Genomic DNA, 25,877 nt, shown 5'->3' on the forward strand with positions numbered 1-25,877 from the left:
CCGGCGCCTTGCGTACCTACGTCGTATGGAGATGCGTGAGGTCTACCCGCACTTTTATTTTGCTGATCTCGGCATACAGGCGCGCCACTGAATGGCCCGAGCCGTAGCTGCGCCCCACACTCTTGCCGGCAGCGTGCCCCGTCAGAGCATCATGCACGTCCTCTGAGAGGCCTGCATCGCGGCACATGTCCTTGAAGAGGTGCCGAAACGAGTGAAATACCTTTGACTTGTCGCCGATGGAGATCGGTTTCCGACGAATGTAGTTCCCGAACCACTGCGACCACGAGGCGGTCCGCGCCCGACGCTCCGCCGACCTCATACGGGGCCATAGCGTCGCCTCAACTCCGGCAGTGGACTTAACGCGCTCGACATAGGCGAGGAAACCGAGCTGGTGCAGCGCTGGATGTACCGGCACCCTTCTAACGCTGTTGCGCGTCTTCACAGTGCGACCGCCGGACGTCCCGATATCCAGATACGGCACCCCGCCATCGTCTAAGCGGACATCGCACACCCGGAGCTGGCCCAGCTCAGAGAGCCGCGCACCCGCGAAAAGCGCCAGCAAGGGCATCCAGTATTGCGCCTCCCCCTGCCCGCCTTCTTGCCGCCTGCCCTGCCCATGCACCGGCCCATCGACGAAGATGCGGCGAAGGTCGTCAGCAGTGAAAGGCACTCGATCAGGCTGCGTATGCCCGTTTTCCTCGATCCACGCGGACGGAAAATGGTTGGGCCACGACGTAGCGTCTTCTAGGTCGCTTTGCTTCCGAGCATGCTCCACTATCGCGGAGAGGAGCGTGAACGCCTTATTGATCGTGGCAGGCGCCCTGGATGGAAACGCGCTCAAGTCCTCACGCAGTAGCTCCGGCAACGCCATACTGGAGAGCTTCTTCGGGAGCCGCGCTGGCAGCGCCGACATGGCGGAGGCGAATTCCTGCACTCGCTTCTTGCTGACTTCCCCGATGCGAATGTCGCCGTGAAGCTCGATGAACCGCTGAACAGCGCTCGCGGCCTCCATCGCGGTTAGCTCGCGTGGCTTCCGGCTGCCTCGGACGCCACTGCCCACTTTCCATCCGGCCAAGGCTTCGGATAGGAACGGCCCGAGCTTGTCGTTCGCCTCAGCGAGATTGAACCCGGTTGCAAACAGAGGATCGACTGGCGTGAACGACGCGCCCTTCAACTCGGCCAAGGCTAGACGGCTGCCGTCTATGCTAGCGCGACGCACAAGGTCCATGAGCGCCTCGTACTGCTCGGCCGCCCGATCTACGTCAACGCTGGGCAAATGCCGCGTGATGGTGCCTGCCTTAGTTCTGGTGCTCGGCCAACCGGCCTTGAGCAAGACATGATCGGCAGTGTTCTGGACCCGCTCGTTGCCTTCTTCGTCACGACGATCCTTCACGCGGGCGAGCGTGTCGGACCATTCCTCGACAAGCTCGGCCCGGTCTTCGCTATCGATTGGCGGGCTGAGGGCGGAAGGCCTGAGCACATCACGATAGTAGCTGACGACGAGCTTCTCCAGCTCGGCCCTGCTGAGCTTGGACAGATCACGGCGACTGACTTTGTTCGCGAGCACCAGCTCCGCGTCGCTCGTGCGGCGCAGTTCGTCAAACTGAGCTAAGTAGAAGCTTAGCTTCTCACCCATCTCGCGAAGCGCCCGTTTCCGGTCCTTCGTCTTGAGGCTTTCCCGGATGGTCCCGGTCTTTCGCTTGAACTTGTGCTTGAAGGCTCCGACTACGTCCTCCGGCACGCGCATATCGAAATAGAACCGACCGTTACGGACGATCAGATAGGGCGTTTTGGGCACGATCTCGCTGCTCATGTATGCCAAAATGTATGACAGCCCGAGCCGAGTAAACCGTTGATTTTTCGAGAGTTTAAGTCCTTCAAGGACTTAGCTGGCCGATGGCGCTCCCATGGGGAATCGAACCCCAGTTTTCGCCGTGAGAGGGCGACGTCCTAACCGCTAGACGATGGGAGCAGCGCGGCAAGGCCGTCCGTATAATCGGCACCGGACCGCGCTGCAAGCCCTTCCGTGCAGTCGTGGAAGAAAAACCTGCGGCAGAAAAGCGATACACGCAGGAGCTGGCTGGCCTTCAACCCGCGGCGTGCGAGCGCTCGGCCGGCGCCAGCGCCGGATAGTCGGTGTAGCCCTTGGCGTCGCCGCCATAGAAGGTCGCGACATCCGGCGTGTTGAGCGGGGCGTCCACCTTGAGCCGCTCCGGCAGATCGGGATTGGCGATGAAGAGCCGGCCGAAGGCGATGAGGTCGGCCTCGCCCTTCTCCACCGTCTCGATGGCGAGCTCGCGGTTGAAGCCGTTATTGGCGATGTAGGCGCCGCGGAAGGCCTTGCGCAGGCGCTGGTAGTCGAAGGGCAGGTAGTCGCGCGCATCGCGCGTCGCGCCCTCGACGACATGGATAAAAGCGATGCCCCGTTTGTCGAGTTCGGCGACGAGGTAATCGAACAGCGCCTGCGGGTCGGTATCGCGGGAGTCATTGGCGGGGCTCACCGGCGAGATGCGGATGCCGACACGCTCCTTCGGGAACACTTTGGTGACCGCATCGACCACTTCCAGCGTCAGGCGCACACGGTTCTCGATCGAGCCGCCATAAGCATCCTGCCGCTGGTTGGAGCCGTCGCGCAGGAACTGGTCGAGCAGGTAGCCATGGGCGCCGTGCAATTCGATGCCGTCGAAGCCGGCCGCCCTGGCGTTCTCCGCCGCCCTGACGAAATCGGCGACGATGCCGGGAATCTCGTCGAGCCCGAGCGCACGCGGCTCCGAGACCTCGGCGAAGCCGCTCTCGATATAGGTCTTGGTCTTGGCCAGCACGGCCGAAGGCGCGACCGGCGCCTGGTTGCCGGGCTGCAGCGAGACGTGGCTGACGCGCCCGACATGCCAGAGCTGCGCGAAGATCCGCCCGCCGGCTTCATGCACGGCGTCGGTCACCGTCTTCCAGCCGGCCACCTGCGCATCGCGATAGATGCCGGGCGTCCAGATATAGCCCTGGCCCTGCTGCGAGATCTGCGTCGCCTCGGTGATGATCAGCCCGGCGCCGGCACGCTGGCGGTAATACTCGACATTGAGCGCGTTCGGCGCATCATCGTGCTTGTTGGCGCGGTTGCGGGTCAAAGGCGCCATGGCGACGCGGTTTTTCAGCTCGAGGTCGCCGAGGCGGAATGGCGTGAACAGCTTGGCGGGGGAGGCATGACTCATCGTGGCGATCCTTGTCGCGAAGCGGCGCTAAGGCCGAGGGAGGCATCCATGGCGCCAGTCACCGTCATGCGGGCCGGGGCCGTCGCAAAGAACATAGGCCACATGGCAGGAATTGGCAGAGGCCGCCCTGCCCTGCTCGCGAGAAAGCGAAGACTCTCCCTTTGCGGACCCGATCGCGCATGAGCCTTTCCGAAAATCCCGAGGACGTAGAAAAAACGCTCTCCCTGCGCTGGTTGCGTCGAGGGCGCAGCTGGTTGCTCAGCGGCACGACGGGCGTCGTCAGCCTCGTCTACCCGCCTTCATGCGTCAGTTGCCGGGCCGCCACGAGCGAGGCGCAGGGCCTGTGCGCCCAGTGCTGGGCCGGACTCAGCCTGATCGAGCGACCCTATTGCGAGCGGCTCGGCACGCCGTTCGAGATCGATCTCGGCCCGGGGCTGATCTCACCGGCCGCGATCGCCGATCCGCCGGTCTTCGCCAGGGCGCGCGCCGCCTGCCGCTTCGACGGTACGGCGCGCGAGCTGGTGCACCGGCGGAAATATGGCGACCGGACCGAGCTTGCCCTGATGCTCGGGCGGATGATGGCACAGGCCGGCCGCGAGCTGATCGCCGAGGCCGATCTCATCGTGCCCGTGCCTCTGCATCGCTTCCGCCTGTGGACGCGGCGCTTCAACCAGGCAGCGGCGCTGGCCGCGGCGATCGCCGGGCAATCAGGACGCCCTTTCGCGCCACAGGCGCTCGCCCGCGTCAAACGAACGAAGCAGCAGGTCGGGCTGACCAGGGCGCAGCGCGCCGACAACCTGCAGGGCGCCTTCAAGGTCCTGCCGGGGATGCGACCGCTGGTCGAGGGCCGGCGCATCCTGCTCGTCGACGACGTCCTGACCACCGGCTCGACCGCCAATGCCGCCTCCCGCGCGCTGCTGCGTGGTGGAGCGAGCGCCGTCGACGTGCTGACCTTCGCCCGGGTCGTGACGGAAGCGTGACGGCTCCCTATATTGCGAGGCGAAGCATTTTTTCAGGACAGGCCGATGCCGCAGGTTACGATCTACACCACGGGCTGGTGTCCCTATTGCCAGGCCGCCAAGGGACTACTGACCAGGAAGGGCGTCGCCTTCGAGGAGATCGACGTAGATGGCAAGCGCGAGCTGCGCCAGGAGATGACGGCGAAGGCCGGTGGGCGCACCAGCGTGCCGCAGATCTTCATCAACGAGCGCCATGTCGGCGGCTCGGACGACCTGCACGCGCTCGATGCGCGTGGCGAGCTCGATGCGCTGCTGAAGGCGGCCTGACCGGAGAACGCACATGACCGCGCCCCGCTTCACCGCCGCCTGCGTCCAGATGCGTTCGACGCGCGATCCGCTGCGCAATCGCGACGACGCGGTGCGCCTGATCCGCGAGGCGGCGGCAGCCGGGGCGCAGTTCGTCCAGACGCCGGAGGTCACCAATCTCTGCGAGCGCGATACCAAGCGGCTGCGCGAGATCAGCCAGGGCGAGGAGCAGCACGAGGTGCTGGCCGGTTTGCGTGAGGCTGCCCGCGAGACCAGGATCTGGCTGCAGATCGGCTCGCTCTCGGTCAGGGCTGGCGAGAAGATCGCCAACCGCGGCTATATGATCGACCCGGCCGGCGAGATCGCTGCGCGCTATGACAAGATTCACCTGTTCGACGTCGACCTGCCCAATGGCGAGACCTGGCGCGAATCCAACACCTTCTCCGGCGGCGACCGGGCGACCCTGGTCGAGACGCCCTGGGGGCTGATCGGGATGTCGATCTGCTACGATGTCCGCTTCCCCTATCTCTATCGCGCCGAGGCAGAGGCCGGCGCCTTCATGCTGACCGCGCCGGCCTGCTTCACCCGCCAGACCGGCGAGGCGCATTGGCAGGTGCTGCAGCGGGCCCGCGCCATCGAGAACGGCGCTTTCATGATCTCGGCGGCGCAGGGCGGCGTGCACGAGGACGGCCGCGAGAGCTACGGCCACTCGATCATCGTCGATCCCTGGGGCCGCGTGCTGGCCGAGGCCGGCAACGAGCCCGGGCTGATCATGGCCGAGATCGATCTTGCCCTGGTCGCGGACGCCCGTCAGCGCATCCCGACCCTGCGCCACACCCGCTCCTTCGCGGTCGAGGCCCGCAAGGGCGAACAACCCAAGCTCGACGCAGCCGAGTGAGCATTGGGAGCAAAACTTGTCGCGGAACGGCCGCGCCCCTATCTGCAGCCGTTACCGCCGGTTTTGAGTTGAGATGATCCGTTACACCCTGATCTGCGACAACGCCCACGAGTTCGAGAGCTGGTTCGCGAGTTCCGGCAGCTTCGACGAGCAGGCGAAGCGCGGCTTCGTCACCTGTCCGATCTGCGACAGCGCCAAGGTCGAGCGCGCTGTGATGGCCCCGGCCGTGGCGCGGACCGATCGCGGGCCACGGCCGGCCGTGCCTGCACCGGAGGCTGCCGCGCCGCCGTCCGCCCCCGCTCCTTCCCCTGCCCCCCGCCGCTCAGCCTGCCGCGCTGATGGGTGAGAAGGAGATGGCGTTTCGCGCGATGCTGACCGCACTGCACGAGCATGTCGCCGCGAATGCCGAGCCTGTCGGCAAGAACTTCGCCGAGGAGGCGCTGAAGATCCATCACGGCGAGAGCGAGAGCCGCGCCATCTATGGCGAGGCCAGCGCCGAAGACGCCCAGATGCTGCATGAGGAAGGCGTCGAGTTCATGCCGCTGCCACGCCTGCCGGAAGGGCGGAACTAGTCTCGCCCATCTAATCAATAAAACTTGGTCATCCCGGGCGACCGCAGGGGACCCGGGATCCATTCCTGAACCTGTACGATAAAGGTTCAGGAATGGATCCCGGCTCTGCGCCGCTACGCGGCTTGTCCGGGATGACAGTGAGAGGTTCGCTCGGCTTCCCACTCATACCGCTTGCATTCGCCCCATCGCGGGCATATACCCGCACCCATGTCGGTTCCCTGCATCTGCACGACCCTGCGCTCGGCTTCCCGCCGGATGATCGCCTTTTATGACGAGACGATCGCTCCGGTCGGGGTCAACATCGCGCAGTTCAGCCTGATGCGCTCGATTGCGCGGGTCGAACCGGTGACGCTGACCGCACTCGGCCGACGCGTCGAGCTCGATCGCTCGACCATCGGCCGCAATGTCCGCGTGCTCGAGAAGATGGGCCTGGTCGTGCTCGGCCGTGGCGAGGACCAGCGCGAGGCCACGGTCACGCTGACCGAGGCCGGACACAAGGTACTGGAAGACGGCGCGCCCCTGTGGGACGGCGCCCAGAAGTCCCTCGACGACCGCCTCGGCGTCGAATTCATGCGACAACTTCACGTCGCGCTCGATTCACTCTGATTTTCTCATGCATATGCGGGCATATACCCGCAAAGGGAGCCACTAATGCCGACCGACCTCGCAGAACCAGTTCAACCCATCGGCCTCGCTGCCGCCTTCGCCCGCCGCGGCATCCATTATGGCTGGGCCGTGGCGGCGGTGACCTTCCTGACCATGCTGGTCACCGCCGGCGCGGTCGGCGCGCCCGGCGTGCTTATCCTGCCGCTGCAGAAGGAGTTCGGCTGGGCGACCTCCGAAATCTCCTCGGCACTGGCGGTCCGGCTGCTGCTGTTCGGGCTGATGGCGCCCTTCGCCGCCGCCTTCATGAACCGCTTCGGCGTCCGGCCCGTCGCCATGGTCGCGCTCAGCCTGATCGCCGTGAGCATCCTCGGCTCCTTCGCCATGACGCAGCTCTGGCAGCTGGTGCTGCTCTGGGGGATCGTGCTCGGCTTCGGCACCGGGCTCACCGCCATGGTGCTCGGCGCAACCGTCGCGACGCGCTGGTTCGTGCATCGCCGCGGCCTCGTCGTCGGCCTGCTCACCGCCAGCACGGCGACGGGCCAGCTCGTCTTCCTGCCTTTGCTCGCAGCCTTGACCGAGCAGGTCGGCTGGCGCGCCGCCATGATCTTCGTGCTCGGCATGATCGCTCTCGCGGCAGTCGGCGTGCTCGCCCTGATGCGTGACCGCCCGGCCGATGTCGGCCTTGCCCCGTATGGCGGGACGCAGATCGTGCCGGCACCGGCGCAAGCCACCAGCCTCAAGGCGATGCTCGCCTCCCCGATCGTCGCGCTGCGCGAAGCCGCGAAGACCAGCACCTTCTGGATCCTGTTCGGCACCTTCTTCGTCTGCGGCGCCAGCACCAACGGCCTGGTGCAGACCCATTTCGTCTCGCTCTGCGGCGATTACGGCATGGCGGCGGTGACGGCGGCGAGCGTGCTCGCCGTGATCGGCATCTTCGACTTCCTCGGCACGGTCGGCTCCGGCTGGCTCTCCGACCGCTATGACAGCCGCTGGCTGCTGTTCTGGTATTACGGCCTGCGCGGGCTCTCGCTGCTGTTCCTGCCCTTTACCGACTTCTCCTTCTACGGCCTCTCCATCTTCGCCATCTTCTACGGGCTCGACTGGGTCGCGACCGTGCCGCCGACGATCAAGATCGCCGCCGACCGCTTCGGCGATAAGGCCACGCTCGTCTTCGGCTGGGTCTTCACCGGCCACCAGCTCGGCGCCGCCTTCGCCGCCTATGGCGCCGGCTTCAGCCGCACCGTCTATGACAGCTATCTGCCGGCCTTCTTCATCGCCGGCGCGCTCTGCCTCTTCGCCGCCGGCTTCTGCATCATGATGCGCGGTGGCGAGGCGAAGCCCGTGCCCGCAGCCGCCTGAACGGAGACCTGACGATGACATCCCTTCCCTATCGCAGCGCCCTGATCGTCGGAGCCGGCTCGGGCATCAGCGCATCGGTCGCCCGTGCGCTTGCCACACAAGGCATCAAGGTCGGCCTCGCCGCGCGCAATACCGACAAGCTCGCGGCGCTCGCTGCCGAAACGGGCGCCGCGACCTTCACAGTCGACGCCTCCGATCCGGCCGCCGTCGCCGGCCTGTTCGAAGCGGCTGAGGCCCAGATCGGCGAGCCCGACATCGTTGTCTATAACGCCAGCGGCCGGCTGCGCGGGCCGATCACGGAGCTCGATCCAGCAGGGGTCGCGCAGGCGCTCGCGGTCACCGCCTATGGCGCCTTCCTGGTGACGCAGCAGGCGGCGCGGCGGATGCTGCCGCATGGGCGCGGCGCCATCCTGCTCACCGGTGCGACCGCAGGCATCAAGGGCTTCGCGCTGTCGGCGCCCTTCGCTATGGGCAAGTTCGCCCTGCGCGGCCTCGCCCAGAGCGCCGCGCGCGAGCTCGGGCCGAAGGGCATCCATGTCGCGCATTTCGTCATCGACGGCGCCGTGCGCAGCACCCGCCATCCGGATACGAACGACAACACGCTCGACCCGGATGCGATCGCCCAGAGCTATCTCGACGTGCTCAGACAGCCGCGCAGCGCCTGGTCGCTCGAGGTCGAGCTCAGGCCCTGGCTCGAGAGCTTCTGACGCCGGTCAGAGCTTCTCGATCGGCGGCACCTTGAAGGTCTCGACCGTCGAGGCGCCGCCGGCGAGCAGGACCTCCCATTCGGCCTCGGCCTTCACCCGCGCCAGGCAGGGAGCAAGCTTGGCCTCGACTAGACCGTGCGGCACGAAGACGAGCCCGTCATCGTCGCCGACGACAAGGTCATGCGGCGATACGGCGACCCCGCCGAAGACGATCGATCCGTTGACGACGCCGCGCTCCATCGAGGACGGGCCGCGCGGCATGATCCAGCGCGAGAAGAACACGAAGTCGGGCCATTGCGAGACCGGCCCGACATCGCGCACGGCGCCGTCGACGACGACGCCGGCAATGCCCTTGCGCCGGGCGGCGCCGCCGAGCAGGTCGCCGATCATCGCCGCATCCTTGCGCCCGCCGGCCGCGACCACCACGACATCGCCGCGCTCGGCGATGCTGATCGCATGATGCACCGGCCCGTAATCGGCCGGCTCGCACCAGGCGGTGATCGCCTGGCCGACCAGGCGCTTGCCCGGCGCGAACGGCCGGATCGGACGGATCGCCGGATCGGCATGACCGATGCCGCCGAGCTGGTCGGCGATCACCGAGCTCGGCACCGCCTGCCAAGCATCGATCAGGACCTGCGGCAGGCGCGGATGGGCAGGCGTGGCGAGACGGGTCGGCATCGGCGTTTCCTCGTTTTATTGTTTGTCAGGTTCACGCCGCCCGGCCGGGCCGCTCGGCGAGAAGACGCCTTACCGCCCGCGCCAGCCGGCGCACGCCCTCGACCAAGACGTCCGGCGCCGAGCGGGTGAAATTGATCCGCATCGCGCTCTTCAGGGCGCCCGTCGGATCGAACACGCTCGACGGCACGAAGGCGACGTTCTCGGCCAGCGCATGAGTATAGAGCGCGTCGGTGTCGATCGCCCCATCCTTGGCCCGCATCCAGACGAACATGCCGCCCGGCGGCACCTCCCAGTCGAACCACTCCGAGAGATGCTCGGCCGCCGCGGAACACAGCGCGTCGCGCCGCTCGCGATAGGTCGCGACGATCTTCGGAATGTGCTGCGCCTCGAAATCGCTCTCGATCATCTCCAGCGCGATCGCCTGCGTCAGCAGGCTGGAGGCGATGTCGGTCGACTGCTTGGCCAGCGCCAGCGTCGCAATCAGCGAGGCGTCGGCCACGACCCAGCCGACGCGCAGGCCCGGAACCAGACTCTTCGACAGCGTGCCCAGATAGATCACCGGCCCGGCATAGGCGCCGTTGGGATGGCGCTGCGCATGATGGGCGAGGATGCTCGGTCCGGCCGGCCCGTCGAATTGCAGCGGCAGATAGGGATCGTCCTCGAGCAGCCAGGTCCCGGCCGCCTCGACCTTGTCGAGCATGGCGGCGCGCTGATCCTGCGGCACCAGCACCCCGGTCGGGTTGGAATAGTTCGGCACGGCATAGACGAATTTCGCCTGCCGCAGCGCCGCGTCCTGCCCGGGCGCCTCAAGGCTCCAGTCGAGTTTCTCATAACGCGGCATACGCGGCCGCCAGGCATCGAGTGCGCCGAGATAGGTCGGGAATTGCGACAGGATCATCTCACCGGGATCGACCAGCGTCTTGCCGACAAGGTCGAGCCCCTGCATCGCGCCCGTGGTCAGCAGTACGTTCTCAGGCCCAAAGCGGCGTCCAGTCGTAGCGCTGAAGCGCTCGGCGATCGCGGCTCGCAGCGCCGGCAGCCCTTCGATCGCCCCATATTCGAGGATCTGCGTGCCCCACCGCATCAGCGTCCGCTCCTGCGCGGCGGCGATCGCCTCGACCGGATAGAGCTCGGGAGCCGGCAGGCCGCCAGCGAGGCTGACGACATCCGCCCGCCCGCCGATCGCCATGAACTGCTGGGTGATGCTGTTGCCGGTCGAGAGCCAGCGGGCAAAGGCCGGCCGGGCGGGGGGCGATTTGGGAGAGGACATGCCTAGCCTGATACTGCGTGACGATGGCGGCGAAGCCTACAGAGCCAGGCTGTCCAGCGAAACCACGGCAAACGCATGGCCTCGATCGGGATCGGCAGTGGCTCGCCAGCCCCGGCCGGGGCATAAGCGAAGCGAGGGAGAACAGAGCATGCGCATCGTCGATGTCCGCGAGGTCACGCAGCCGATCGCCTCGCCGATCCGCAACGCCTATATCGACTTCTCGAAGATGACGACGAGCCTCGTCGCGGTCGTCACCGACGTCGTCCGCGACGGCCGCCGCGTCGTCGGCTACGGCTTCAATTCCAATGGTCGCTACGGCCAGGGCGGGCTGATCCGCGAGCGCTTCGCGCCCCGCCTGCTGGAAGCCGAGGCCAAAAGCCTCATGAACGACTCCGGCGACAATCTCGACCCCGACCGCTGCTGGGCAGCCATGATGAAGAACGAGAAGCCGGGCGGCCATGGCGAACGCTCGGTCGCCGTCGGCACGCTCGACATGGCGATCTGGGACGCGACCGCCAAGATCGCCGGCATGCCGCTGTTCCGCCTGCTCGCCGACCGCCATGGCCGCGAGGCCGACCCGAGCGTCTTCGTCTACGCCGCCGGCGGCTACTATTACCCCGGCAAGGACGACGATGCGCTGCGCACCGAGATGCGCTCCTATCTCGACCGCGGCTACCGCGTCGTGAAGATGAAGATCGGCGGCGCCCCCTCACGGAGGATCGCCGCCGCATCGAGGCGGTGCTGACTGAGATCGGCAGTGATGCTGAGCTCGCTGTCGACGCCAATGGCCGCTTCGATCTGGAGACCGCCATCGCCTATGCCAAGGCGCTGCGGGAGTATCCGCTGTTCTGGTACGAGGAGGCGGGCGATCCGCTCGACTATGCGCTGCAGGCGGCGCTGGCCGAGTTCTATCCCGGCCCGATGGCGACCGGCGAGAACCTGTTCAGCCACCAGGACGCCCGCAATCTGCTGCGCCATGGCGGCATGCGGCCGGACCGCGACTGGCTGCAGTTCGACTGCGCCCTCTCCTACGGGCTCTGCGAGTACCAGCGCACGCTGGCCGCGCTCAAGGTCTCTGGCTGGGGCTGGGATCGCTGCATCCCGCATGGCGGCCACCAGATGTCGCTCAACATCGCCGCCGGCCTCGGACTAGGCGGCAATGAGAGCTACCCTGACCTGTTCCAGCCCTATGGCGGCTTTCCCGACTCGGTCCGCGTCGAGGACAGCGTCATCACCATGCCGGAGCTGCCCGGCATCGGTTTCGAGGGCAAGAGCGACCTGATCAGGCTGATGCGGGAGCTGGCGGAGTAGCGCGCCCTCTTATCCGAACGTCTGACGCGACCTTTCCCACCCACTGGCGTTATCTTCGCTGCAGTGCAACAATCAGTTTGCACGAGCTCAGAGACGGCACGGCAGGGGAGCGACCATGAACGCGATCGACCCGCTCGGGAAACAGACCCAGCGCGACAAGCCCTGGATCTTCCGGACCTATGCCGGGCATTCCGATGCCGCGGAGTCCAACAAGCTCTACCGGAACAATCTCGCCAAGGGCCAGACCGGCCTCTCCGTCGCCTTCGACCTGCCGACCCAGACCGGCTACGACCCCGACCATGTGCTGTCGCGCGGCGAGGTCGGCAAGGTCGGCGTCCCGGTGACCCATCTCGGCGACATGCGGGCGCTGTTCGACCAGATCCCGCTGGCGCAGATGAATACCTCGATGACGATCAATGCGACGGCGGCCTGGCTGCTCTCGCTCTACATCGCCACCGCCGACGAGCAGGGCGCCGACCGCGCTGCTCTGCAGGGCACGACCCAGAACGACCTCGTCAAGGAATACCTGTCGCGCGGAACTTACGTCTTCCCGCCGCGCCCCTCGATGCGGCTGACCACCGACATCGTCGTGTTCACGGCGCGCGAATTGCCGAAATGGAACCCGACCAACGTCTGCTCCTACCACCTGCAGGAGGCCGGCGCCTCGCCGGTGCAGGAACTCTCCTTCGCGCTCGCGACCGCGATCGCTCTCCTCGATTCTGATCAAGGCCCGGCCAGAAGTCGCCCCAGAGGAATTCGGCAGCGTCGTCGGCCGCATCTCCTTCTTCGTCAATGCCGGCATGCGCTTCGTCACCGAGCTCTGCAAGATGCGGGCTTTCGTCGATCTCTGGGACGAGATCACGCTGAAGCGCTTCAATGTGCTGGAGGAACAGCATCGCCGCTTCCGCTATGGCGTGCAGGTCAACTCGCTCGGGCTGACCGAGCCGCAGGCCGAGAACAACGTCTACCGCATCCTGATCGAGATGCTGGCGGTGACGCTGTCGAAGAAGGCCCGCGCCCGCGCCGTGCAATTGCCGGCCTGGAACGAGGCGCTCGGCCTGCCCCGCCCCTTCGACCAGCAATGGTCGCTGCGCATGCAGCAGGTCCTGGCCTACGAGACCGATCTGCTCGAATTCGGCGACATATTCGACGGTTCGAAAGAGGTCGATGCCAAGGTCGAAGAGCTGAAAGCGGCCGCGCTCGCGGAGCTGGCGAAGATCGACGCCATGGGCGGCGCGCTCGCCGCCGTCGAGAGCGGCTATATGAAGATGGCGCTGGTCGAGAACGGCGCCCGCCGCATCGAGGCGATCGAGCGCGGCGAGCAGATCGTCGTCGGCGTCAACAAGTTCACCACCAGCGAGCCCTCGCCGCTTTCCGCCGGCGAAGGCAATGTCGTCACGGTTCCGGACTCGGTCGAGATCGAGGCGGTCGGCCGGCTGAAGGCCTGGCGCGCCGCACGCGATACGAGAGCAGCCGAAGCGGCACTGGCCGAACTGGCAAACGCAGCGAAAGAAGACCGCAACGTCATGCCGGCCTCGATCGCCTGCGCCAAGGCCGGCGTCACCACCGGCGAATGGGCCCAGACCCTGCGCGAGATTTTTGGCGAGTACCGCGCCCCGACCGGTGTCGACACCACCAAGCTCGGTGACGATGCCGGGCTCGCTACCGTGAAGGCAGCCGTCGCCCTGGCTACCGAGAAACTCGGCAGGCCGCCGCGCTTCCTCGTCGGCAAGCCGGGGCTCGACGGTCACTCGAACGGCGCCGAGCAGATCGCGGTGCGCGCCCGGGACGCCGGCATACAGGTCTCCTATGGCGGCATCCGCCAGACGCCCGAGGAGATCGTGACGCAGGCGCAGGAGACCGAGGCCGACATCATCGGACTCTCCATCCTCTCCGGCTCGCATTTGCCGCTGGTCCGCGACGTCACGGCTCGGCTGCGCGTCGCCGGCATGAACGTCCCGGTGGTCGTCGGCGGCATCATCCCGCCCGACGACGAGAACGCGCTGAAGAACATGGGCGTGGCGCGCGTCTATACCCCGAAGGACTTCGCCCTCGATGGCATCATCGCCGATGTCGCCGGGCTGGCGGCGAAGAAGCGCTGAGAGCCGATCGCCTTCCCCAGCTTCTCGCCTGTGCGAAAAGCACTCAGGGTTTCCCAAGCGCGTGCGGACGACTATCGTCCCGGTACTGCTCGGTCGTGCCCGCTTTCCGCGGCGCCGGCCCGTGCCTGAAGGCGGTCGTCGGCAGGGCCGCGAGGGACCCGCTTGAGGAGAGGAAGAAGCGCATGCCCGCATGGCTGCAGACCAATTCGACCAAGGCCAACATCCGCGCCGCCTTGATCGGTGCCATGGGCCTCGCCCTTGCGGGCCCCGCCGCGGCCCAGACCATGGGCTTCGATCCCAGCGACTTCGGCAAGGTCAGCATGCCGCGCCGGCAGAGCACCGGCGACGCCGCGACCCAGATCGAGAACAACAAGGGCGCCTTCGAGCCGATCGCGGAGCTCGATCAGCGCGATCCGCTCGCGAAGATGGCCAAGCCTGTCGGGCGCATCGATATCCTGCTGAAGGACAACAAGACCGGCAAGCAGTCCGGCGCCCATTGCACCGGCGAGCTGTTGCCGGGTGACTATGTCCTCACCAACCATCATTGCTTGCCGCAGAGCGGCGAGATGACGCCAGTGCGCGCCATCATCGTGATGGATTTCCTGACGCAGGACGGCAAAGGCGCGAAAGTCTTCGAACTCGATCCCAAGCCGGTCGAGTTCAATGCCAATCTCGACTACGCCATCGCCAAGGCGAAGGGCAATCCGACCGCGACCTATGGTTCGGTCAAGCTCGCAGCGACGCCGTCCGGCGGCGCCCCCTCGCTGATGGTCATCCATCATCCGGCCGGCCGGCCCAAGGTGATGAGCCGCTTCCGCTGCATGGCGACACGCCAGCAAGGCGAGGCAGCCGAGCTGCGCCATCGCTGCGACACGCTCGGCGGTTCTTCCGGTTCGCTTCTCTACAACGCCAGCAATTCCGGTATCGCGCTGCACAAGCAGGGCGGCCTCGCGCCCAACGACCCGAACAGCTACAACACCGCCACCAGCATGACCGCGCTGCTCCAGGCCAGCCCCCTGCTGCGCAAGATGGCCGGTGCGGGCGGGCAGGCGCCGGCTGCGGATGGCGGCTCGGTCGCGTCGGGCGGCGGACAGGACGACCAGCCAAGCTCGACCGAGCGCAGCGCGGTGCGCGGCTCCGACAATCTCGACACCGACGGGATGAATTCGCTGCTGAAGAACTGAGCGGTAGCTGTCATTCCGGGGCTTCGCGCAGCGAAGAGCCCGGAACCCATGAACACGACGCCGATCCAGCTCATCATGCTCGCCCTTGTGGCGAGCATCTACGTCTTGAACACCACCTGCGATCAGTGACGTGAAGACGTGGATGGTCGGGACAAGCCCGACCATGACGGAAATGGCAGTGTTCGTGGATTCCGGGCTCAGGCCTACGGCCTGCCCCGGAAAGACAACGAGTTTCTCAAAGCCTGTCGGCCTTCAGCCAGCCTCGCCGTGGCTGCGCCCATAGGGGCTGCGCGGCGGCGAACGCCGGCCGACCAGCGCGGCGGGGTCGGCTTCGTAGATCTCGACCTTGAGCGGATGACAGACGGCTACATCGCTCGAATGGGTCTGGCCGCAATCGCCGCCCGGACAGGCCGAGATCGCCCCGAGCAGGTCGATCTCGGCGAAGAGCTCGAGGAAATCGCCTGGCCGGACCGGGCTCGCCTTCATAAAGTACTGCTGCGTATCGCGGGTGAAGCCGGTGCACATGAAAACGTTGAGCACGTCATGGACGTGATGCTCGACCTCGCGCGCCCGCAGTCCCCTCGCCTGCCCCAAGGCACGGGCGAGGTTGGAATGACAGCAATGGTGGTACTCGCCACCATCGCCGAGCAGCCGATGCGTATACGGATCGCAGCGCGTGCCGATCACGTCATGCACGCCGGCGCCATCCTGGTCGAAGCCGTACCAGCCTAGCGTGTCATGAGTGATCGTCGCCATCGGCCGAAGATGCGGTAGGTTGCTCCAGAGCCGGTCGCCGGTACCGACATGGGTCGCGTGCAGGGCACGCGTCTTGCCGCTGAAGAAACGCTCGTCGAGATCATCGGCATTCCAGAGGTTGAGGTCGCCGACCTGCGGCCCCTCGATGCTGACGACGCGGAAGAAATGGCCTTTCGGCACGTGGAAGCTGCCGGCTTCGCGCGGCGGGACGATGATCTCGTCGCGCTTGGTCAGCGTCTGGCGGGCTTGTTCCAGCATCGCCATGTCGGCGCCGGGCAGGCTGCCATTGGGATAGACCACGACCGGCGGCCTGGCCCGCCGCTCCGCCGCATCGACGGGGGCGATCATCTGCGAGTCCGTGGCCATGGATTTGCTCCGCCGACTGATATGTCTGCGGGTTCCTATCGGGACCGAAGGTCTCGGTCCAGACTGCGAAGCGCTAGACCAGTCCGTTCGTCTTGAGCGTCTGGTAGGCCTTGAGGATTTCCTGCAGCCGGCCTTCGCGTGAGCGGTCGCCGCCATTGGCGTCTGGGTGAAAACGCTTCACCAATTCCTTGTAGCGCGCCTTGATCGCGACCCGGTCGGCGGTTTCGTCGAGGTCGAGCGTCTCGAGCGCCTTCCTGGCCACCACACCAACGCGCGGCGCAGCCTGCTCCTGCTCGCGACCGGTGCGGCCCCGAAACAGGTTGAAGGCGTCCTGCATGTCCGCTCCATCCTGCTCGCTGGGACCGCGCCCGCGCTGCGCCATTCGGGCCGCGCTGGCATTGACGCCGAGTTTCCAGGTCGGCCGGTGGCCGATCTCCTCCTGCTTGGCGTAAGCCGCGAGCGCCTCGTCGTTCATGCCGGAGAAGTAGTTGTAGGTGGCGTTGTAGGCCTTCACATGCTCAAGGCAGAACTGGAAGAACTTGCCTTCCTTGCCGCGCCCCATCGGCGCGCGGAATTCGCCCAATTTGGTGCAGCCGGCGTGGTCGCAATGGCGCGCATCGGCCTCGACCACCTCTTCCGCTTCGGAAGGGCCGATCCTGATCCGGTCGAAGAGGCGCGAGTTGAAGTTCATCGTCTCATGGTTATGCGGGTGGAATGCTGCGTCGACAAGCCGGCCGCTGCGCGGATCGCCCCGCACCTGCAGCAAGCCAATCGCCTTGGCGACAGCTTGACCCTGATTGCTTAAGGAACCCGGCTCGGCCGAGACGGCCGAAACCTCCCCTAAATAGTGTTTCCACGCTCGAAACTCAACGGCCGCAGGCAGGATCGCCCCCGGCCGCAAGCGCGAGCCTGGTTCCACGAGGCACGCGATAGATCGGCGCCTCTCCGGAAGCCGAAGCGGTTTCCACCACCCCGACACCGACATGAGAGCCCGGAGAATCCGGCTCCAATGAGGCGGCAATGACATTGGCGCCTGTTTGCGTCATTGGCACGAAGACGGCATTGGCTGATACCTCCAGCCGGCGCGGCCTGAGCTCGACCTTCACCGCCTGGTCCGGGTTGATGTTCTCGCGGTCGATCTTCTTCACCGGCCCCTTCTGCTCGACCATGAAGGCCTCGACCTCGAGCGTCGCGGGGCCGCCGAGCGCGCAGGTGGCGATGCCCTTGAGCCTGAGCGCATCGAGCGCCGCCTGCCCTGCCGGCAGGACGAGATAGCCCTCCGGCCGCGCCCGGCGGCTGGTCACCGTGACCTTGCGCGAGTCGCGGAACTCGACCGGGGTCGGCATATCGGCACCGGTCGCCGGATCGACGAGCGGGATCGCGACGGTCTCCGTCGCGATACGGTGCCCGACGATCAGCTCGCCTTGGTTGCGCGCCAGTTCCGCCCGCGCCGCCTTCACCGCCCCTAGCACGGCCTCGTCATTGGCCGCGACCGTGTCGAGCACGGCGCGCGCAATCACGTAATGCGTGGCGATGCGGCGTTCCAGGTTCTCCAGTTGCAAGCCGACCCCGCGCGTCTCGATCAGGAAGGAGACCGCGCCGGAAAGCCCGAACAGGTTGCGCGCGATGCCCGGCGCATTGCCGCCCATCGAGACCAGCTTGTCGTCCTTGCGGTAGCTGGTGGTGAAGTACCAGAAGGAGGAGAGCCCCTTCTCCGCCATCGCCTTGTCCATGGCCGGCTTGACCAACTCGGCCGCGATCTTGGTCGTCGGCTGCGGCACCGCCGGGTTGGTGGCGTAGAGGATCATCGCGTCCGCGGCATTGAGCCCGCCGAATTTCTCCAGCCAGCGATTGGCGACCGAGAATTCGTGCACGTCGACGATCACGTCGGCCGGCAGCTCGGCGAGCTTGGCATGCAGCGCCCGCGTCTCCGGCAGGGTCAGCAGCAGATGGTCGCGGTTGAGGTCGAAGCCGCTGGCGCCGGGGCGCTTGTCGGCGGCAGCGCCATCCGGATTGCTGCGTGGCACGATCACCACCACGAGCTTGTCGAACACAGCGGCAAGATCGCCGGTCGCCAGGTCATGAGCCAGCGCCAGCATCGCCTCAGCCCCGGCCGGCTCGTTGCCATGCTGCTGGCCGACAAACCAGACGACCGGCCGCCCCAGCGCCTTCAGCGCGGCGGGGTCGCTCAGTCCCTCCTTGGAGAAGATCAGATAAGGTAGATCGCGCCCCTGCTGCGACTTGCCGAGCGAGCCGAGCGCAACCCGGCCAGAGGCCTTGGCGGCGAGGTCAGCAACGAAGGCGTCGAGCTCGGCTTGCGTCGTCAGTCCGGGCGTGCCGCGCGTCAGCGCCGGTGTCGCGAGCGCGATCGGCACCGGCTTGTAGCGCGCCAGCACTGCCTCGCTCTGCTTGTAGTCGGCAACACGCCCTTCGTCTTGCGCCAGCACCGGACTTGCAGCGACGGAAAGAGCCAGGGCGAGCATACGCCAGATCATCATCATCGCCTCCACGCGAAAGACGCGTATCCGCCCTGCCCCCGAGGGACTATGAGACTGCCCCGGAACCGGAGCAAGCAGCTCCAATGAACCTGATAGGAGCCCGCATGCCGACCATGGCCGACCGGATCACCGGCAAGCTCACCGCTCAGCTCGTGCCCGAGCATCTCAAGGTGATCGACGAATCGCATCAGCATCACGGCCATGCCGGCTGGCGTGAGGGCGGCGAGACGCATTTTCGCGTCGAGATCGTCTCGCCTGCATTCACCGGCAAGAGCCGGCTCGAGCGACACCGCCTGGTCAATGCGGCGCTCTCCGAGGAACTTGCCGGCAGCGTGCACGCGCTCGCGATTGTGGCGCGCGCACCAGGAGAGGCCTGAGCCTCAGGCTGCCTTCCGCTCCGGCGTCGCCAGATAGATCGCGGTCGAGACGAGCAGCAGCGCCGCGAAGCCCCAGTGCATGTTGGCGTAGGCCAACGCTGCGCCCTGCCCGCCGGCGCGCTGCGTCGCGACAAACCAGCCCGAGCCCCACTGGATCAGCCCGGCTCCGGCGATGAACAGGAAATTGATGAAGGTCATGCCGCGCCCGACCAGGTGCGGCGGGAAGAACTCGCGCGCATGCGCCATCAGGATCGCATAGGTGAAGCCCGTCGCACCGACGAGCGCGAACAGGGCCACGGCGCCGAGCATGGACCGATCGCCGACGAGCGCGAGCAGGCCAAAGCCTATTCCGGTCACGACTGTCCCCCAGGCGACCAGCGCCTTGCTGCGCCCCGCGCGCTTCTGCAAGCCGCCATAAACGAAGGCTCCGACGATCATGGTCGTCGCCATGCCGAGCGTCGCATGGCCGGCGGCGATGCCGTCGAGCCCGTGCACCTGCGTCATATAGGGCGCGATCCACAGGCCCCGCGCCGTCGCGATGATCGCGTAGCCGACGAGCGTGATCGGCGCGAGCAGCCAGAGTGGCCCGATCGCGACGATGCTCCTGAGACCTTGCAGCAGCCCCTCATGCTTGCCCGAGGCGTCGGTGACCGGCGGGGGATCGCGCACCAGCGCAGCTGCGAGCACGGTCGCGAGCAGGAAGGCCACGGCGAAAGCGAGCATGGTCGGGCGCCAGCCATAGGCCTGTGCCGCCAGCGCCAGCGGCGCAGCCCCGACGAGGTTGCCGAGCGAGCCGAGGCCGATGAAGATCGAGGTCAGCAGGCCGAAACGCGCCGGCGCTTCGGTCCGCGCGAACAGATAGAGCGACGACATGAAGATCGGCGAGCAGCCGACCCCGACCAGAGCCATCGCCACCGTTGCCGTGTCGGCGTTACCGGCCTGCGCGAACAGGAAGGCGCCAACGCTGCCGATCGCCATGGTCACCGCGACCGTCCGGCGTGGCCCGATCCGGTCGAGAGCCCAGCCGACGGGGAACTGTGCCAGCGCGAAGGCCATGAACCAGGCGGCGCCGAGCAGGCCAAATTCGGCCGGCCCGATACCGAGATCGCCCATCACCGGCCCGGCGATCACGCTCAGGAAGGAGCGATAGAAGATCGACAGCACATAGGCCGGCAGCAGCGCGAAAAAGATGGTCACGCCGCGCCTCCGGCCAGTTGCAGGACGACCGCCGCTTCAGATTCGACGGCGGCCCCTCGCTTCACTTCACCCGCTCGAGCACCGAGACGTAGTTCGCCACCGCTGCGCCGCCCATGTTGAAGATGCCGCCGAGACGGGCATCCTGCACCTGCATGCCCTCTGGCGCCTCGCCGACGAGCTGCATGGCCGAGAGCACATGCATGGAGACGCCGGTCGCGCCGATCGGATGGCCCTTGGCCTTGAGGCCACCGGAGACGTTGACCGGCAGCTTGCCGTCCTTCTGCGTCCAGCCTTCCTTGATGGCGCGGGCGCCGTCGCCTTCCTTGGTCAGGCCCATCGCCTCGTATTCGATCAGCTCGGCGATGGTAAAGCAGTCATGCGTCTCGACGAAGGAGAGGTCGTCGACCACGACGCCGGCCTGCGCCAGCGCCTGCTGCCAGGCGCGCGCGCCGCCCTCGAACTTCAGGATGTCGCGGCGCGACAGCGGCAGGAAGTCCTGGACATGGGCCATGCCGCGGAAGCCGACGGCGCGGCGCATCGTCTTGGCGGTCTCTTCATCCGCGAGCACGAGCGCCGCGGCGCCGTCCGAGACCAGCGAGCAGTCGGTGCGCTTCAGCGGGCCGGCAACGTAGGGGTTCTTCTCGCTCTCCTCGCGGCAAAAGGCGTAGCCGAGATCCTTGCGCATCTGAGCGTAAGGGTTGTCGACGCCGTTCTTGTGGTTCTTCGCCGCGATCATCGCGAGCGCGTCCGACTGGTCGCCATGACGCTGGAAATAGGAGCTGGCGATCTTGCCGAAGACACCGGCGAAGCCGCCCTGCACGTCGGCCTCCTGCGCGAGATAGGAGGCCTTCAGCAGGTTCTTGCCGATTTCCGGGCCGGGCGTCGTCGTCATCTGCTCGACGCCGACCACCAGCACCACCTTGGCAGCGCCGGCCTTGATCGCACGAACGCCCTGATGCACCGCGGCCGAGCCGGTGGCGCAGGCGTTCTCGACGCGCGTCGCCGGCTTGAAGCGCAGCGCCGGGTCGGCCTGCAGCACGAGCGAGGCGGTGAAGTCCTGGGCCGAGAAGCCGGCGTTGAAATGCCCGAGCACGATCTCGTCGACCTGATCGGCGGTAATGCCGGCATCGACCAGCGCATCGGTCGCGACGCGCACGATCAGGCTCTCGACCGTCTCGGTGTCCTGCTTGCCGAAGGGGGTATGTGCCCAGCCGACGATTGCAGCGCTCATGACCTTCTCCTGATTAATGTGCAGATACACTGTATCTGCCCCTGCGCGCCTGCGGCTGCAAGCCGGCAAGCGCGCATTCCTCCCGTGCGTGGAAAGGCCAACGGAAGCCGGGTCAAGTCAAGCCAGATAGGACGCTGTTCGGGCAAGCGGAGACCGCCCCTGCAATCAGGGCATGGCGAGACCCCGCGGAAAACCCTCGTTCGATCGCTTGCGGCGGATGGAAAAGCTAGCGCAGCGTCTTCTCGACCTCCGACAGCGCCTTGTCCTTCCGGCAGGCGGCCAGCGGCCTCGCCTTCGCGGAGACGATCTCAAGGACGTTCTTCTCCTCGAAGTCGACCTTCACGGTCATGCAGGCACAGCCATAGCCGTAGCTGCCGTTCCCGCTCTTGCGCCATTCGCCCGCCTTGTAGGGCGGCGGCCAGTCGCCCTTCGCCTGATGCCCACCCTGCACGGCAATCGTCCACTCGCCATCCTTGTCGTAGAGCGAGGCATTGCCCGGGGTCGGATTGTCGAGCCAGCCGCAGCGCTGCGCGCTGACCGGCTGCTGCGCAACGGCGACACCGGCGCCAAGGATCAATGCTGCCGCGGCTCCGGCGAACGACCGACGGCTCATTGGAAGAACCTCGACTGGCTGGTGAACCGCGCGCCCGGAAGCGGCATGCCGGCGAGGCTGGAATCGATCGGTGGCGCGAAGGTGATCGGCCGCTGCGGCCCGGCTGCGAGCAGCACCGCCTCGAACACCTCGGCGATCGCAGCGATGTCCTTGGCGTGGTCGGAGCCGTTCACCATGGCGCGTGCGCCGACATAATTGCGCAACTTGCCGCTGAAATAGGTCGAAAACTTGCGGCCATTGGCAAAGCCGTCGCCGGTGAGCATGCCATGCGACATCACCGCGTAGGCGATGGCGGGCGTCTTCACCAATTCCGGATCGAGCAGCAAATTGAGCCCTTGGCCTATGGCGGCGCCCGTCGTCGCATAATTCGACCACCAGGTCAGCTGGACATAGCCACGGCCAAAATAGGCGAGCTCGGCACCGGTGTCGTCATTATAGGCCTTGTCGGCGGCGCCGCCATCGACGGTGCCCATCTTGGCACCCTTGGTCAGCTTCGAGACCACCCCGCCGGCTGTGACCTTGAACTGGTCGCCGTCCTGCTCGGTGATCCGGACGCTGCCGTCGGCGAGCTTCGCGACCTTGACCGGCTCGTGATACTTCCGCCCCTTGCCGTGGCCGACCTCGTCGACCGGCGCCATCGTTATCAGCCAGGCCCTGCGCTTGAGCATGACGGCCTTGCCGGCCTTGTCGACCAGCGGCTTGCCCTTCTTGTTCTTGGCCTGAACGAACTGGGTGACCGGGCTCGTCGTCTCCCAGGCGACGGTCGCCAGCATATAGGCGGCCCAGCGGATGTCGGTGATGCTGGTGTCCCGGCTGATCAGGCGCAGCAGCACCAGCAGATCCGGAATGGCGTTGGCGTTGTAACGCGGCTTCTTGCCGAAGCGGTCCCTGAACTCCTGCTCGAAAATCCGCTCGTCGTAGGTTCCAACGTAGTGATAGTTCGCCGCCATCGCACGTCTCCCAAGGCCAATCCCGTCGGCCTACGCACGGACTGCGACAAATGCGTGGCTCGGTTTTTTAAATCGCCAGCAGAAGCAGGGCACCGACACCGGCGACGATCATCGCCATGCCAGTGAGCTCGCGCCAGCTCGTGCCTTCCGAGAAGATCCGGCGCGAGGCGATCTGCGCCAGCGGCACCTCGACCAGCCCGAGCGTGCGCACATTGGCGGCCGTCGTCAGCGAAAAGCCGATGAACCAGCATTGCGAGGCGGCGGCGCCGAGAAAGCCGGCAGCGAGCGAGCGGCGCCAGTTGCGCAGGCTGAGCATCAGTGCCGCACGATTGGCAATGAGCATGTAGAGCGTCAGGATCAGGGTCTGCATAGCAAGGCCCAACGCCAGGATCGTGGTCGCCCGCATCAGGAAATGGCCTTCCGGCAAGGCCTGGATCGCGCCGCGAAAGCCGATCGCCGACAGCGCGAAGGCAGCGCCGGCGCCGATCCCGAGCGCCGCCGGGCGCAAGCCCGCGGCGCTGAGCTTGTCGCCCGGCCGCCAAGACATCAGCACCACGCCGGCGGTGGCGACGACGATCGCTGCGAACTTCGCCCAGCCCAGCGCATCGCCGAGCAGCACCGTGCCGAAAAGCGCGACCTGCACCGGCTCGGTCTTGGTGTAGGCGGTCGTCACAGCGAACGAGCGCTCACGCATCGCTGCCAGCATCAGCGCCGTCGCCAGAATCTGGGTCAGCGCCCCGAATACGGCGAAGCCGAAGGAACGCAGATCCGGCGTCGGCGGCGGGCTGCTGCTGGCGAGGCAGACGAGGGCGAGAAAGATCAGCGCGAAGGGCAGCCCGAACAGGAAGCGCACCTGCGTCGCGCCGACGACGCCGATCACCTCCGTCAACGAGCGCTGGGTCAGGTTGCGCGCCGTCTGCAGCAGCGAGGCGACGAGCGTCACCGGTATCCACAGAAGGCTGAGACTCACGCGCTGGCATCCCGAAGAAAAAGCACCGCGGATGCTTTGGACCGCCACGCCCCGCTAGGCAAATCGTCCGATGAGGGGTAGGTATGCGTCATCAGCGAGGCAGATTTGTCGCCCGCCGTCTCGAAAATGCCTCAAGCGTCGCGTTGAAGCCCTCGACCCCCGCCAAGACAGGTTCAGACCCCAGCCGATGATCTCGTTCCGCCTCGCCGCCGGCGCCACGTTCGCCTCGCTTCTCGCTGTCGCCGCTCCGGCTGAAGCCGGCACGAGCGTAGTGGTCGACGCCTCGAGCGGCGCCGTGCTGTCGAGCGAGAGCCCGACTCAGGCCTGGCATCCGGCCTCCACAACCAAGATGATGACGCTCTACCTCGCGCTCAAGGCCGTGCGCGAGGGCAAGATCGGGCTCGAAACTGCGATCCCCGCCTCGAAGCGCGCCGCCAGCCAGCCGCGCGTCAAGGTCTACATCAAGGCCGGCCAGGAGATCACGCTCGACAACGCCATGCGCATCATGATGGTGAAGTCGGCCAACGACATCGCCTATGTCATTGCCGAGGGCGTCGGCGGCGATGTCGAGACCTTCGTCTCGATGATGAACGCCGAAGCGCAGCGGCTCGGGATGCGCGACAGCCATTTCGTCAATCCGAATGGCTGGCACCACCCGGACCAGCAGACCAGCGCCCGCGACCTCGCCGTGCTCGCCATGGCGCTGATGAACGAGTTCAGCCAGTACTCTGACTACTGGAACACCGGCGCGGTCCAGCTCGGCAAGCAGGTGCTCAACAACACCAACGGTCTCGTCGGCCGCTATTACGGCATCAGCGGCATGAAGACCGGCTTCGTCTGCGCCTCCGGCTTCAACGTCGTCTCGACCGCGACGCGCAACGGCCGCACCCTGATCGCGGTGGTCATGGGCGCGACCTCGGGCGCGGAACGCACCGTCAAGGCGGCGCAGCTGCTCGATGATGGCTTCGGCAAATGGGGCGGCTTCGGCGGCAGCATCTCCAGCATGTCCTCCGGCAATGGCGGGCGCGCCTACAGCATCTGCGACAGCGTCCGCCGCGGCGGCCACGCACTCGGCGACGATGCCGAGACGGCCGGGCCGATCAGCTTCACCAGCAGCAATTTCAGCCTCGGCGGCAATGCCGAAGGCACCTCGGACCGCTTCGCCGTGGCCGTTCCGCAGGGTGGCGCTTCCGGCTCGGTGCTGGGCCGCTCGCCCTCGGGCCGCATCACGCTAGGACCGCGCGTCAAGTTCGACCCCGTCCAGGTCTCTTTCGGCCGCTCGCCCGGCTCGGCCTCGGCGCCGCTCGCCGCCAATGCCGTGGCCAGGCCCGAGACCCAGGTCGCGCGCGAGACGATCAAGCCCGGTGCCCCGGTCGCGGCCGGACTCGTCGCCGGTAGCCGCACCTTCTCCGGCAATGGCGCGATCCCGCCTTCCTCCTCCGCTTTCGCGCCAGTCACACCGACGCCGGAGGAACGGCCTGCGGCTGCCGCGCTCGGCTCCGGCCCGATGCGCCTGCAGGGCGCGATCCAGCCCGGTGCCGCGACACCTACGAGCCTGCGCCCCGGTGCTGCCGCCGGCATCAAGGCGGCGAACAAGCCCGCCGCCAAGCCGCTGCTGACCAAGCCGACTTCGGACAAGGCAGCTCCGGCCAAAGCCAAGCCGAGCCAGGCGCAGGCCAAGCCTCTCGCGAAGCCGCCGGCCCGGCCGGGCGCGAAGCCGGCTGCCAAGCCCGACACCAACAAGCCCGACGCCTGACCCGG

General features: G+C 66.8%; 23 protein-coding genes, 1 tRNA gene and 2 pseudogenes. 13 read left to right on the plus strand and 13 right to left on the minus strand.

Going from position 1 to position 25,877, the window contains the following annotated elements:
- Window positions 1–16: 16 nt before the first annotated feature.
- From QO058_RS07935 to QO058_RS07945, 3 genes are all read right to left on the minus strand, one after another.
- Window positions 17–1,813: a site-specific integrase gene (locus QO058_RS07935; protein WP_284171493.1), complete on the minus strand. Its 1,797-nt coding sequence runs from the start codon at window positions 1,811–1,813 to the stop codon at window positions 17–19.
- Window positions 1,814–1,897: 84 nt separating this feature from the next.
- Window positions 1,898–1,972, minus strand: a tRNA-Glu gene (locus tag QO058_RS07940).
- A gap of 115 nt (window positions 1,973–2,087) precedes the next feature.
- Entirely contained in the window at window positions 2,088–3,206 is a 1,119-nt protein-coding gene (locus QO058_RS07945; RefSeq protein ID WP_284171494.1) for an alkene reductase, read from the minus strand.
- A gap of 179 nt (window positions 3,207–3,385) precedes the next feature.
- Here QO058_RS07945 and QO058_RS07950 point away from each other — a divergent pair, with 179 nt between their 5' ends.
- The 8 genes from QO058_RS07950 (at window position 3,386) to QO058_RS07980 (ending at window position 8,613) form a co-directional block, all read left to right on the plus strand.
- A complete protein-coding gene (locus QO058_RS07950; RefSeq protein ID WP_284171495.1) occupies window positions 3,386–4,186 on the plus strand; it encodes a ComF family protein in 801 nt (266 codons plus the stop codon).
- A 45-nt stretch (window positions 4,187–4,231) separates the two neighbouring features.
- Window positions 4,232–4,492, plus strand: coding sequence for a glutaredoxin 3 (grxC, locus tag QO058_RS07955; protein WP_284171496.1), 261 nt, complete (start codon window positions 4,232–4,234; stop codon window positions 4,490–4,492).
- Between the two features lie 13 nt (window positions 4,493–4,505).
- On the plus strand, window positions 4,506–5,369 hold the full coding sequence (locus QO058_RS07960; protein WP_284171497.1) for a carbon-nitrogen hydrolase family protein: 864 nt from the start codon (window positions 4,506–4,508) through the stop codon (window positions 5,367–5,369).
- 73 nt (window positions 5,370–5,442) lie between these two features.
- Complete coding sequence (locus QO058_RS31030) at window positions 5,443–5,715, plus strand: DUF1178 family protein (RefSeq protein ID WP_347976099.1); 273 nt, start codon at window positions 5,443–5,445, stop codon at window positions 5,713–5,715.
- A 7-nt stretch (window positions 5,716–5,722) separates the two neighbouring features.
- Window positions 5,723–5,941 carry a DUF1178 family protein gene (locus QO058_RS31035; protein ID WP_347976101.1) on the plus strand — a complete coding sequence of 73 codons (219 nt, stop codon included), beginning with the start codon at window positions 5,723–5,725 and terminating at the stop codon, window positions 5,939–5,941.
- A gap of 207 nt (window positions 5,942–6,148) precedes the next feature.
- The gene (locus QO058_RS07970; RefSeq protein ID WP_284171498.1) at window positions 6,149–6,547 is read left to right on the plus strand and encodes a MarR family winged helix-turn-helix transcriptional regulator; all 399 of its coding nucleotides are present in this window, start codon (window positions 6,149–6,151) and stop codon (window positions 6,545–6,547) included.
- 45 nt (window positions 6,548–6,592) lie between these two features.
- On the plus strand, window positions 6,593–7,906 hold the full coding sequence (locus tag QO058_RS07975; protein WP_284171499.1) for an MFS transporter: 1,314 nt from the start codon (window positions 6,593–6,595) through the stop codon (window positions 7,904–7,906).
- Window positions 7,907–7,920: 14 nt separating this feature from the next.
- Window positions 7,921–8,613 carry an SDR family NAD(P)-dependent oxidoreductase gene (locus QO058_RS07980; protein WP_284171500.1) on the plus strand — a complete coding sequence of 231 codons (693 nt, stop codon included), beginning with the start codon at window positions 7,921–7,923 and terminating at the stop codon, window positions 8,611–8,613.
- Window positions 8,614–8,619: 6 nt separating this feature from the next.
- Here the strand turns inward: QO058_RS07980 and QO058_RS07985 are convergent, their stop codons facing one another.
- Window positions 8,620–9,291 (minus strand): RraA family protein, encoded by a 672-nt coding sequence (locus QO058_RS07985; protein ID WP_284171501.1) that lies wholly within the window; start codon window positions 9,289–9,291, stop codon window positions 8,620–8,622.
- Window positions 9,292–9,322: 31 nt separating this feature from the next.
- Window positions 9,323–10,561, minus strand: coding sequence for an aminotransferase-like domain-containing protein (locus QO058_RS07990; protein WP_284171502.1), 1,239 nt, complete (start codon window positions 10,559–10,561; stop codon window positions 9,323–9,325).
- A gap of 148 nt (window positions 10,562–10,709) precedes the next feature.
- Between QO058_RS07990 and QO058_RS07995 the strand changes: the two are divergent.
- From QO058_RS07995 to QO058_RS08005, 3 genes and pseudogenes are all read left to right on the plus strand, one after another.
- Window positions 10,710–11,872, plus strand: a pseudogene (locus tag QO058_RS07995) (mandelate racemase/muconate lactonizing enzyme family protein).
- Window positions 11,873–11,987: 115 nt separating this feature from the next.
- Window positions 11,988–13,974: pseudogene (locus QO058_RS08000) on the plus strand (methylmalonyl-CoA mutase family protein).
- 182 nt (window positions 13,975–14,156) lie between these two features.
- The gene (locus tag QO058_RS08005; RefSeq protein ID WP_284171503.1) at window positions 14,157–15,158 is read left to right on the plus strand and encodes a trypsin-like serine peptidase; all 1,002 of its coding nucleotides are present in this window, start codon (window positions 14,157–14,159) and stop codon (window positions 15,156–15,158) included.
- Window positions 15,159–15,410: 252 nt separating this feature from the next.
- Here the strand turns inward: QO058_RS08005 and QO058_RS08010 are convergent, their stop codons facing one another.
- From QO058_RS08010 to QO058_RS08020, 3 genes are all read right to left on the minus strand, one after another.
- Window positions 15,411–16,280 carry an urea carboxylase-associated family protein gene (locus QO058_RS08010; protein ID WP_284171504.1) on the minus strand — a complete coding sequence of 290 codons (870 nt, stop codon included), beginning with the start codon at window positions 16,278–16,280 and terminating at the stop codon, window positions 15,411–15,413.
- 73 nt (window positions 16,281–16,353) lie between these two features.
- The gene (locus tag QO058_RS08015; RefSeq protein WP_347976543.1) at window positions 16,354–17,037 is read right to left on the minus strand and encodes a J domain-containing protein; all 684 of its coding nucleotides are present in this window, start codon (window positions 17,035–17,037) and stop codon (window positions 16,354–16,356) included.
- 109 nt (window positions 17,038–17,146) lie between these two features.
- Entirely contained in the window at window positions 17,147–18,778 is a 1,632-nt protein-coding gene (locus tag QO058_RS08020; protein ID WP_284171505.1) for a M14 family metallopeptidase, read from the minus strand.
- 83 nt (window positions 18,779–18,861) lie between these two features.
- Here QO058_RS08020 and QO058_RS08025 point away from each other — a divergent pair, with 83 nt between their 5' ends.
- Complete coding sequence (locus QO058_RS08025; RefSeq protein ID WP_432212021.1) at window positions 18,862–19,155, plus strand: BolA family protein; 294 nt, start codon at window positions 18,862–18,864, stop codon at window positions 19,153–19,155.
- Window positions 19,156–19,158: 3 nt separating this feature from the next.
- On the opposite strand, the gene QO058_RS08030 is transcribed toward QO058_RS08025, so the two are convergent.
- From QO058_RS08030 to QO058_RS08050, 5 genes are all read right to left on the minus strand, one after another.
- Window positions 19,159–20,352, minus strand: coding sequence for an MFS transporter (locus QO058_RS08030; protein ID WP_284171506.1), 1,194 nt, complete (start codon window positions 20,350–20,352; stop codon window positions 19,159–19,161).
- A gap of 61 nt (window positions 20,353–20,413) precedes the next feature.
- Complete coding sequence (locus QO058_RS08035) at window positions 20,414–21,583, minus strand: acetyl-CoA acetyltransferase (RefSeq protein ID WP_284171507.1); 1,170 nt, start codon at window positions 21,581–21,583, stop codon at window positions 20,414–20,416.
- Between the two features lie 226 nt (window positions 21,584–21,809).
- Window positions 21,810–22,196, minus strand: coding sequence for a DUF4087 domain-containing protein (locus tag QO058_RS08040; RefSeq protein ID WP_284171508.1), 387 nt, complete (start codon window positions 22,194–22,196; stop codon window positions 21,810–21,812).
- Window positions 22,193–23,146 carry a glycoside hydrolase family 19 protein gene (locus tag QO058_RS08045; RefSeq protein WP_284171509.1) on the minus strand — a complete coding sequence of 318 codons (954 nt, stop codon included), beginning with the start codon at window positions 23,144–23,146 and terminating at the stop codon, window positions 22,193–22,195. Before QO058_RS08045 ends, QO058_RS08040 begins: the two co-directional genes overlap by 4 nt.
- 67 nt (window positions 23,147–23,213) lie before the next feature.
- Window positions 23,214–24,116 carry an EamA family transporter gene (locus tag QO058_RS08050; RefSeq protein WP_284171510.1) on the minus strand — a complete coding sequence of 301 codons (903 nt, stop codon included), beginning with the start codon at window positions 24,114–24,116 and terminating at the stop codon, window positions 23,214–23,216.
- Between the two features lie 187 nt (window positions 24,117–24,303).
- Between QO058_RS08050 and QO058_RS08055 the strand changes: the two genes are divergently transcribed.
- Window positions 24,304–25,872: a D-alanyl-D-alanine carboxypeptidase family protein gene (locus QO058_RS08055; RefSeq protein WP_284171511.1), complete on the plus strand. Its 1,569-nt coding sequence runs from the start codon at window positions 24,304–24,306 to the stop codon at window positions 25,870–25,872.
- Window positions 25,873–25,877 lie beyond the last annotated feature (5 nt).

The sequence above is a fragment of the Bosea vestrisii genome (genome assembly GCF_030144325.1).
Taxonomy (GTDB): Bacteria; Pseudomonadota; Alphaproteobacteria; order Rhizobiales; family Beijerinckiaceae; genus Allobosea; species Allobosea vestrisii_A.

Coding starts and splice junctions, on each gene's coding strand:
- QO058_RS07990 (WP_284171502.1), bottom strand. CDS start 10,561: ATGTCCTCTCCCAAATCGCCCCCCGCCCGGCCGGCCTTTGCCCGCTGG.
- QO058_RS08040 (WP_284171508.1), bottom strand. CDS start 22,196: ATGAGCCGTCGGTCGTTCGCCGGAGCCGCGGCAGCATTGATCCTTGGC.
- QO058_RS08055 (WP_284171511.1), top strand. CDS start 24,304: ATGATCTCGTTCCGCCTCGCCGCCGGCGCCACGTTCGCCTCGCTTCTC.
- QO058_RS07985 (WP_284171501.1), bottom strand. CDS start 9,291: ATGCCGACCCGTCTCGCCACGCCTGCCCATCCGCGCCTGCCGCAGGTC.
- QO058_RS08045 (WP_284171509.1), bottom strand. CDS start 23,146: ATGGCGGCGAACTATCACTACGTTGGAACCTACGACGAGCGGATTTTC.
- QO058_RS07980 (WP_284171500.1), top strand. CDS start 7,921: ATGACATCCCTTCCCTATCGCAGCGCCCTGATCGTCGGAGCCGGCTCG.
- QO058_RS07950 (WP_284171495.1), top strand. CDS start 3,386: ATGAGCCTTTCCGAAAATCCCGAGGACGTAGAAAAAACGCTCTCCCTG.
- QO058_RS31035 (WP_347976101.1), top strand. CDS start 5,723: ATGGCGTTTCGCGCGATGCTGACCGCACTGCACGAGCATGTCGCCGCG.
- QO058_RS08020 (WP_284171505.1), bottom strand. CDS start 18,778: ATGATGATCTGGCGTATGCTCGCCCTGGCTCTTTCCGTCGCTGCAAGT.
- QO058_RS07935 (WP_284171493.1), bottom strand. CDS start 1,813: ATGAGCAGCGAGATCGTGCCCAAAACGCCCTATCTGATCGTCCGTAAC.
- QO058_RS08010 (WP_284171504.1), bottom strand. CDS start 16,280: ATGGCCACGGACTCGCAGATGATCGCCCCCGTCGATGCGGCGGAGCGG.
- QO058_RS07975 (WP_284171499.1), top strand. CDS start 6,593: ATGCCGACCGACCTCGCAGAACCAGTTCAACCCATCGGCCTCGCTGCC.
- QO058_RS07960 (WP_284171497.1), top strand. CDS start 4,506: ATGACCGCGCCCCGCTTCACCGCCGCCTGCGTCCAGATGCGTTCGACG.
- QO058_RS08005 (WP_284171503.1), top strand. CDS start 14,157: ATGCCCGCATGGCTGCAGACCAATTCGACCAAGGCCAACATCCGCGCC.
- QO058_RS07945 (WP_284171494.1), bottom strand. CDS start 3,206: ATGAGTCATGCCTCCCCCGCCAAGCTGTTCACGCCATTCCGCCTCGGC.
- grxC (WP_284171496.1), top strand. CDS start 4,232: ATGCCGCAGGTTACGATCTACACCACGGGCTGGTGTCCCTATTGCCAG.
- QO058_RS31030 (WP_347976099.1), top strand. CDS start 5,443: ATGATCCGTTACACCCTGATCTGCGACAACGCCCACGAGTTCGAGAGC.
- QO058_RS08035 (WP_284171507.1), bottom strand. CDS start 21,583: ATGAGCGCTGCAATCGTCGGCTGGGCACATACCCCCTTCGGCAAGCAG.
- QO058_RS07970 (WP_284171498.1), top strand. CDS start 6,149: ATGTCGGTTCCCTGCATCTGCACGACCCTGCGCTCGGCTTCCCGCCGG.
- QO058_RS08025 (WP_432212021.1), top strand. CDS start 18,862: ATGAACCTGATAGGAGCCCGCATGCCGACCATGGCCGACCGGATCACC.